Raw genomic sequence first — 3,264 nt, forward strand, 5'->3', positions numbered from 1 at the left:
AAATTTGATCCGAAAGCTCGCAAGCACGTGGACTACAAGGAAATCAAGCTGAAGTGATTCGGCCCTGATCCTGGTTCTTCCAACAAAAAAGCCGCTGTTTCCACAGCGGCTTTTTTGTTGCCCGCACCGCTTGCGCGGCACGGGTTGAAGATCGCCTCGATCAGGCGCGCGCCGAACGCAGCTGGATCGAGAAGTCGCGCAGGGCGGCGATGCCGCTTTCTTCGGCACGCCGACACCAGGCCTGCAGGTCGGCGGCCAGCTGCTCGCGCGTGGCGTTCGTGCCGGTCCACAGCGCACGCAGCTCTTCACGCATGGTCACCATCTTCTCCAGCACCGGATGCTCGGCACGCGCCTGCGCCAGCTGGGGCTTGATGTCTGCGGGCACCTTGTCGTCGTCGCGGTGCAGCCAGCGGCGGGCCGCCTGCAGCACCGCGGTGTCCGCGCTGCGGGCTTTCACACCGTCGAGCTCGCGCTGGCAGGCGGCGCGCATTTCACGTGCATAGCCGGCCATGACTTCGTAGCGGTTGGCGATGATCGCTTCCAGCGTCTTTTCATCGGCCACCGGCTTCACATCGCCAAACGCCATCTTGGGCGGCAGCTTTTTCACCTTGGCCAGCCCCAGGCCCTGGAGGATGCTGATGTACAGCCAGCCGATGTCGAACTCGTAGGGCTTGACCGAGAGCTTGGCCGAGGTCGGGTAGGTGTGGTGGTTGTTGTGCAGTTCTTCGCCGCCGATGACGATGCCCCAGGGCGAGATGTTGGTGCTGGCGTCGGTGGCTTCGAAGTTGCGGTAACCCCACCAGTGGCCGATGCCGTTGATGATGCCGGCCGCGGTGATCGGAATCCACGCCATCTGCAGCGCCCAGACCGACAGGCCCAGCGCGCCGAACAGCGCCACGTCGATGATCAGCATCAGCGCCACGCCCAGCACCGAATGGCCGGTGTAGACGTTGCGTTCCATCCAGTCGTCGGGCGTGTTGTGACCGTAACGGTCCAGGGTTTCCTGGTTCTTGGTTTCGGCGCGGTACAGCTCGGCCCCCTGCCAGAACACCTTCTTGATGCCGAACACCACCGGGCTGTGCGGATCGCCTTCACGCTCGCATTTGGCGTGGTGCTTGCGGTGCACGGCGGTCCACTCCTTGGTGACCTGACCCGTGGTCATCCAAAGCCAGAAGCGGAAAAAATGCGACGCGATCGGGTGCAGGTCCAGCGCACGGTGCGCCGAATGGCGGTGCAGGTAAATGGTGACGCTGGCGATGGTGATGTGCGTCATCACCAGGGCGGCGATCAGGACTTGCCACCAGCTGGCGCCGGTGAGGCCCTGGGCCAGAAAGGCCACCAGACCGTCCCACAGGGAGGATACGAGGGTATCGGAAGAATTCATGCAGTACCTAGCAGAGTCGCCCGGCCAAGGCGAAAAAGCGCGCCACCCGGTCCGGCGGACGCAGCGGAAAAAGCCTCGATTTTACCGGCGGGCCCCGTTTTCACCAATGGGACCCAGGGGTACCGGCCATCCGGTAAGACCCTGAGTGCGGCGTTTTGTTCAGGCCTTTTTTTGCCAGACGGCGGCAAAAAAACCATCGGTGCCGTGTCGGTGGGTCCACAGGCGCAGGAAGCGCCCGTCCTCTCCACCGCAGAGCGTGGCCGCCTGCTCCACATGCGCGTCGGCCAGGAGCTGGGCCACGGACAAGGGCTGGAAGTCGGGGTGCGCGACCGAAAAAGCCTCGGCCACCGCCTCGTCTTCCTGCGGCAGGGGGCTGCAGGTGGCGTAGACCAGGCGCCCGCCCGGCTTGAGCAGGCGCGCGGCGCTGGCCAGGATGCGCTGCTGCAGTTCGGCCTGCGCGGCCACGGTCTCGGGCGTCTGGCGCCATTTCAGGTCGGGGCTGCGGCGCAGCGTGCCCAGACCCGAACACGGCGCATCGACCAGCACCCGGTCGAGCTTGCCGGCCAGGCGCTTGATGCGGTCGTCACGCTCGTGCGCGATGGCCACCGGGTGCACGTTGGACAGGCCGCTGCGCGCCAGCCGGGGCTTGATGGCTTCGAGCCGGTGGCCGGAGGTGTCGAAAGCATAGAGCCGGCCGGTGTTCTTCATGGCCGCGCCCAGCGCCAGCGTCTTGCCGCCGGCGCCGGCGCAGAAGTCGGCCACCATCTCGCCGCGCTTGGGCGCCAGCAGCAGGGCCAGCAGCTGCGAACCTTCGTCCTGCACCTCCACGTCGCCGTTGACGAAGGCGGGCAGTTTCGACAGATTGGGTTTGCCCTGCAGGCGGATGCCCAGGGGCGAGTACGGCGTGGCCTGCGCGGGCAGCCCGGCCGCCTGCAGCTCGGCCAGCACCGCCTCGCGTTTTTTCTTCAGGCTGTTGACGCGCAGGTCCAGTGGAGCGGGCTGATTGAAGCTGGCGGCCAGGGCGTCGAATGTGCTGCCCACCTGCTCGCGCAGGGCCGAGGCCAGCCATTCGGGCAGGTTGTGGCGGTGCGGGGCCATCAGGTCGGCGTCGGTGACCTGGTCACAGGTGCCCAGCCAGGTCTTTTCGGGCTCGGTCAGGGCGCTCTTGAGGAAGTCGCGGTCGCCCGGGAAGCCCAGGATCGCCAGGCGGCGCCACTTGGAGCCGCTGCCCGAACGGGCCAGCGATTCGAAGCGCAGGCGTTCGCGCAGCACGGCGAACACGGTGTCGGACAGCGTGGCGCGCTCACGCGGCCCCAGCGATTTGTTCTCGCGAAAATGGCGGGCCACCACGGCATCGGCCGGGTGGTCGAACTTGAAGACTTTTTCAATGAGACTGGCGATTTCGTCCAGCAGGGCTTTGGGGTGCATCCCCGTATTGTCCCACCGGGGATAATCGAGGGTTATGTCCGACATCGCCCAACAGGTGCAGCGCCGCCGCACCTTCGCCATCATTTCCCACCCCGACGCGGGCAAGACCACCCTGACCGAGAAGCTGCTGCTGTTCTCGGGCGCCATCAACATCGCCGGTTCGGTCAAGGCGCGCAAGGCCGCGCGCCACGCCACCTCCGACTGGATGGAGATCGAAAAGCAGCGCGGCATTTCCGTCGCGTCTTCGGTGATGCAGATGGAATACCGCGACTGCGTCATCAACCTGCTCGACACCCCCGGCCACCAGGACTTCTCGGAAGACACCTACCGCGTGCTCACCGCCGTGGACGCGGCGCTGATGGTGATCGACGCCGGCAACGGCGTGGAGCCGCAGACCCGGCGCCTGCTGCAGGTCTGCCGCGCGCGCAACACGCCCATCCTCACCTTCGTCA

4 protein-coding genes are annotated in these 3,264 nt (G+C 66.1%); 2 read left to right on the plus strand and 2 right to left on the minus strand.

Annotated elements, in window-relative coordinates; all coding sequences use genetic code 11:
- On the plus strand, positions 1-57 hold a 57-nt coding region (gene rpmG / locus RMP09_RS24025), incomplete at its 5' end, for a 50S ribosomal protein L33 (protein ID WP_409559669.1).
- Positions 58-160: 103 nt separating this feature from the next.
- On the opposite strand, the gene RMP09_RS01875 is transcribed toward rpmG, so the two are convergent.
- On the minus strand, positions 161-1,384 hold the full coding sequence (locus RMP09_RS01875) for a fatty acid desaturase (RefSeq protein ID WP_310564314.1): 1,224 nt from the start codon (positions 1,382-1,384) through the stop codon (positions 161-163).
- Positions 1,385-1,543: 159 nt separating this feature from the next.
- Positions 1,544-2,812 carry an RsmB/NOP family class I SAM-dependent RNA methyltransferase gene (locus RMP09_RS01880; RefSeq protein WP_310564315.1) on the minus strand — a complete coding sequence of 423 codons (1,269 nt, stop codon included), beginning with the start codon at positions 2,810-2,812 and terminating at the stop codon, positions 1,544-1,546.
- 34 nt (positions 2,813-2,846) lie between these two features.
- Between RMP09_RS01880 and RMP09_RS01885 the strand changes: the two genes are divergently transcribed.
- On the plus strand, positions 2,847-3,264 hold a 418-nt coding region (locus tag RMP09_RS01885; RefSeq protein WP_310564316.1), incomplete at its 3' end, for a GTP-binding protein.

Source organism: Hydrogenophaga sp., assembly GCF_031426985.1.
Lineage (GTDB): Bacteria > Pseudomonadota > Gammaproteobacteria > Burkholderiales > Burkholderiaceae_C > Hydrogenophaga.